We start from the raw sequence: 4,880 nt of genomic DNA, 5'->3' as shown, positions 1-4,880 counted from the left end.
GTACACGGCGCCGCCCATGCGGACCACGGCCTCGGGAGCGTCCTCGGAGGAGCAGGCCGTGGGCGCGGCCTGCTCCTCCACAGATATTGAAAGCTTTAGCAATTCGAGGGTTACAAAGTCTTCTAGGGGAGGATTATTCATTTCCTCTGGAAATTAACAATGCAGTAAAGTCGGATGCAAATAAAGGTTTTATAGTGAATCGAGAAGCTCTTCAAGCTGAGATTTTAGCTCAAGATTTTCAACTGGAAGATAAATCTCAAAACTTACCCCCAAGGATAGAATATAAAATAGCTACAAAAGGTGAACAGCGAGTTAATGAGCTAATAGATGAGCTAAAAAAACACAATCTTCCACAACATGATGGTGCTTTAGTAGTTGTCACAAAAAATAAAGCAGAATTAGCATTGAAAAATGCTAAAGTGTGGCGTGGTTTATCAGCGCTTGTTGAATCTAATGATTGGCAGAAATATTCAGTATTTTCGGAGGAATTATCAGGAGTAAAAAAGCGCTCAAAGAAAAACTTAATGAGACCGTTAATAATTTTATTAATAATCCTCTTAAGTAGCGGGATAATCGTTAGGTCATTAATTAACTTTTTTGGAAATAATCCACCAAATACACCTCTGACTTTAGATACTAAAATAATCCTAACAGCCAAAAATAGTGGCGATCCTACAACTTTAGAAAGTTTAGAATTTGGTATTAAAAAAACAATACCAGTACAACCCTCTGATACACCTAATAATATCGCTACTACATCTAATATTGGTATTACTGTAGGCAATGACAAAGAAGATGACAGTCTAACTCCTGTAATTATCAGTGTTCCATTGGGTATCAATGAACAGACAACTTATAGCTTTACTCCTGTGATCGGAAACTTAAAAAGTCAAAATCTACAATTCGCGATCGATCAAAAACCTGATTGGGCAACTTTTGATTCCAACACAGGGAAACTCTCTGGTACTCCTAACAAGGATGATGTTGGTAAAAAATATAATCTCATTATCACTGTGAGTGATAAGAAAGAAACAATAAACCTACTACCTTTCAGTTTAACTGTCAACCAATAGTTTGAGTTTTGATTGAATATCAGTTGTAAATCAATAAATAATGTACACGGTTGATTAACAGTAAATTAGGATGGGGGAATTTTCCCCCATAATTTAGCAGTGGGAGCATCCTGCTCCCGTGGTTGAATGAGACGCTCTCGTAGGTCTCATGGGTGAGCGAGACGCTCACACTATCAACACTTCACCCATCCAACAAACAAACCACTACCGCACAAACTTCGGCATAACTTCCGCAGCAGTAAACAAACCATAAATACCTCTTCGATATAAATCTACTCCAGCTTTCAAATAACCAAACGCAGGACCACAAACATTAGCCGCCATACTCGTTTCATCTCCCAATGTAAAAGTATGTGTAGAAATTTTGCCCTCAAAAGTACGACCAGTCACCTGAACATTAGTACTCAAAGGCTTTTTCGGGTTGCGAGTATCAACAATACCTCCCACACTCACCCGGTCGCGATCGCAAATTCCCGCCAACTCCAACATAATATCGTCAGCGTGTTCCATATTCTCCAGTTTCAACAGACCATTAGTCTCTTCCAACAAAGCCTCAACTTCAGCATCAGTCATCGCCTTTGCCCGTTCCACATCATATCCCGGCAAATGGCCAATATCCTCACGAATTGTCGCACGGTAAGCCTCCCAATTCGCAATTCCCACTCCAAAAGTAATATTCACACTATGAATTTCAGCATAACTCTGAGCTGCAATAGCCGCTGCTGCAGTTAATAAACCAGGAGTTGCCCCACAACCAGTCATATAAGTAATACCCGCAGCCCTTAGCTCATCTTTCAAGGCCAATAATTGCTCTACAGCACTGGTACGCTTAATGGCATCCACCAATACACCCCGCCAACCAGCAGCAATAAATTGTTTTGCCACATTTGCCATAAAAGTATTAGGTAAGTTTGGTAAGGCCAGAAAATAACCATCTACAGTATCAGCAACTTTGATTAGTTCTTCAATACTTTGATTACTTAAAACGCCACCAGATTCTAAATGGCCTAAAGACCCCTGAGTATTGTACATGGTCATACATTGGTCGGGATTTAATCCTTGAGTATTGTAGGCATAACCTTTTTGGTCAGCAGCAGCAACCCAGAGCATTTCTTGTTTGGGAGCAAGTACCCTAGCTGCAGCTTGACCCAGGCCACCGAAACCTAAAACACCTACATGAATTTGATTTTTTGAATTTGTATTTTGCATTATGTTCATAGCGTTTAATTTAATTGGACAGACTTTTATTATCGGTTATGGGGCATCACTGTGGAAAACTGTTTTAGGGAGTACGGAGTAGGGGCGTTAACGATAGTTATGCGAAGCAAACGGCCGTTCGCCCCTACTTACGGGAAACAGGGAATGGAAAAGAAGAAAAACAGTTGTACCTCAATAACTTGAGAAACGCTCTATTAAAAAAGAGACAAATTAGTTTAACTATAATAATGGGAAAAATTATAACCAAAGATATTAATATATAATATTTTTAATTTGATTATTGGTGAAAAAATATATAAAAAATAGGGTAATTATTGATAATTGAATGAAAGTAAATAATTAATAGTTTGACTCAAGGCGATAATAAATCAAAACTATTCCATATATTACAGAGTTGATTTTGAAATTCATGACGATTGATTATTAATTTTTATGCAGTAATTTATGTCAGTTAAATCTACATGATAATCTGTATTTTATTTTAACTATTTATCTCAACTAAGAAAACACAAAAAAACTTCTTTCCTTCTATTTTGTGCCTTTAAATTCTTAAGTTTACCATCACAATAATTTTGAACATTTATCCAATTATCTTTTGATTTTGGGTTTAATACCCTACCGTCTATACGGTGTTTACAAACTTGTTGTGGCTTGATTCCCCATCCATTTTTTCCTTTTTCTTCCTTTCTTCTTTCTTCTTTCTTCTTTCTTCTTTCTTCTTCCTTCTTCAACTTGAAAAGCAATAATTGACCCACAAATCTAAAAATATTGATTAGAACAGTAAAGATAGTAGGGATCGAATGTCTAGACATAACAGCTTAGGTGATATTTGTCAATAACCTTGAGCTTAAATATTAAAATAATTTAAAAGTTTAAATTCTATATAACTACCTATCAACTACTTATCTACCAAGGTCACTTCTATAACTTGGTCCAATATGTTGACGGTTTGAGGAATATACGTCAAACTTAACAAATAACTGATTTATTGCTTCAGATTATATTAACTTTTGTTAAGGAATGACTCGTAATCTATCAATTAGTAAAAATTGATTTAGATTAAAAAAAAGTCATTTAACTCAGAAGCAATATCAGCAGACATCACTTTCAAACAATTGGTGTCAGCATATAGTCCTACAACTGTTGTTCATAATATTTAGCTATGAACATGGAAACTTTAGAGTTCATCATTTATCCAGATGGTCGAGTACAGGAAAAAGTTACTGGCATTGTCGGTACATCCTGTACAGAAGTAACTAAGGCAATAGAAGAAGAATTAGGAATTATTCTCACTCAAGAATCAACTTCTGAATACTTTGCTCAACAGCAGCATCAGTCTGAGACTGCTACAACGCAAGTTTCTTCTTTTTGCAACTGGTAAAATTCTTTTTTTTTTGTTGAGTTCCATTTATTTCTTTTAAAAAAACTATGTCACACTTTAGTCAAATCAAAACTCAAATTCGTAACTTGAAGTCTTTGCAGTCCGCTCTCACAGATTTAGGTATTGACTGGAAATCTGGTCCTACAGAAGTCCGTGGTTATCGTGGACAAACTAGCACTGCTGAAGTAGTTGTAGAACAGAATAATGGGTATGACCTGGGGTTTGCTTGGAATGGCAATGAATATGAATTGGTAGCGGATCTACAATTTTGGCAACAAGCATGGTCTGTCGATCGGTTTATAAGTATGGTGACTCAGAGTTATGCTTACAGCACTGTAGTTAATGAAACTACTAAACAAGGATTTCAAGTTACCGAACAGCAAAAAAACAAAGATGGCTCTATTCGTCTAGTTGTTCAACGTTGGACTTAACCACAAATCTAATCAAAACGCAAATTTTGTGTTTAAATGGTTAGTCCAGCCCACTTTCTTCAAGTAAACGTTATTTTAGTCACAATACGTCGGAATGCTCCGCCAGTTCCGACCTCTATTGTTCGGCATTAAACAGGCAAAGAGATTTGAAAAGCTAGTGTGCCGAACGTAAAAAGCTTCAATAACCGGGCGAGGCCAACTTTACACGAGAGTAGGAGGGACGCAACAATGTCCAATTCAACCAATTATGTGTTCGTACTTGACGCCAAGAAAAAACCCTTAGCACCATGCAAACCAGCCATGGCGAGGTCATTGTTAAAAGCAGGCAAAGCCAAAGTTTTTAAGCGCTACCCTTTCACAATAATTCTGAAGAAATTGGTAGCTCTTGATTTTCAAGGCTTGCAATTAAAAATTGACCCTGGTTCCAAACAAACAGGCTTTGCTTTAGTAACTCAAAGTGAAGAAGTTATCTTTGCAATGGTTTTAGTCCATCGTGGCCAGCAAATCAAAAATGCTTTAGAGCGACGACGAACTCTTCGCCGAGGTCGTCGTTACCGAAAAACTCGCTACCGTAAGTGCAGATTTTTCAACCGCAAACGAAAAAAAGGATGGCTGCCACCAAGTTTAAGGCATCGGGTTTTGACTGTAGAAACTTGGGTGAATAGACTGTGTAAACTAAGCCCGGTAAGTAGTTTAGCTATAGAATTGGTCAAGTTTGACACCCAGAAAATACAGAACCCAGAAATTTCAGGAGTTGAATATCAAAAAGGGGAACTA

General features: G+C 37.4%; 6 protein-coding genes. 4 read left to right on the top strand and 2 right to left on the bottom strand.

Annotated elements, in window-relative coordinates; genetic code table 11:
- Positions 1-1,073: putative Ig domain-containing protein (locus F6K13_RS18400; RefSeq protein ID WP_287287961.1), on the top strand; the 1,073-nt coding region annotated here is incomplete at its 5' end.
- Between the two features lie 204 nt (positions 1,074-1,277).
- On the opposite strand, the gene F6K13_RS18395 is transcribed toward F6K13_RS18400, so the two are convergent.
- Both F6K13_RS18395 and F6K13_RS18390 read right to left on the bottom strand, forming a co-directional pair.
- Entirely contained in the window at positions 1,278-2,282 is a 1,005-nt protein-coding gene (locus F6K13_RS18395; protein WP_375340669.1) for a saccharopine dehydrogenase-like oxidoreductase, read from the bottom strand.
- A gap of 503 nt (positions 2,283-2,785) precedes the next feature.
- Positions 2,786-3,022 (bottom strand): hypothetical protein, encoded by a 237-nt coding sequence (locus F6K13_RS18390; protein ID WP_161564730.1) that lies wholly within the window; start codon positions 3,020-3,022, stop codon positions 2,786-2,788.
- A gap of 437 nt (positions 3,023-3,459) precedes the next feature.
- On the opposite strand from F6K13_RS18390, the gene F6K13_RS18385 reads away from it, so the two are divergent.
- The 3 genes from F6K13_RS18385 to iscB all read left to right on the top strand — a co-directional run.
- Positions 3,460-3,672, top strand: a complete 213-nt coding sequence (locus F6K13_RS18385) for a DUF2997 domain-containing protein (RefSeq protein WP_124147466.1) — start codon at positions 3,460-3,462, stop codon at positions 3,670-3,672.
- A gap of 47 nt (positions 3,673-3,719) precedes the next feature.
- Positions 3,720-4,103, top strand: coding sequence for a DUF1257 domain-containing protein (locus F6K13_RS18380; protein ID WP_124147441.1), 384 nt, complete (start codon positions 3,720-3,722; stop codon positions 4,101-4,103).
- A gap of 228 nt (positions 4,104-4,331) precedes the next feature.
- The coding region (gene iscB / locus F6K13_RS18375) for an RNA-guided endonuclease IscB (protein ID WP_287287959.1) at positions 4,332-4,880 on the top strand (549 nt) is incomplete at its 3' end.

Source organism: Okeania sp. SIO2B9 (assembly GCF_010672505.1).
GTDB classification, from domain to species: Bacteria; Cyanobacteriota; Cyanobacteriia; order Cyanobacteriales; family Microcoleaceae; genus Okeania; species Okeania hirsuta.
Note: the sequence above shows the minus strand (reverse complement) of the source record. Positions and strands in the feature narration are given on the sequence as shown.

What these genes read in the sequence shown, in the direction of transcription:
- F6K13_RS18385 (WP_124147466.1), top strand. Translation starts at nt 3,460, where the DNA reads ATGGAAACTTTAGAGTTCATCATTTATCCAGATGGTCGAGTACAGGAA.
- F6K13_RS18395 (WP_375340669.1), bottom strand. Translation starts at nt 2,282, where the DNA reads ATGCAAAATACAAATTCAAAAAATCAAATTCATGTAGGTGTTTTAGGT.
- F6K13_RS18380 (WP_124147441.1), top strand. Translation starts at nt 3,720, where the DNA reads ATGTCACACTTTAGTCAAATCAAAACTCAAATTCGTAACTTGAAGTCT.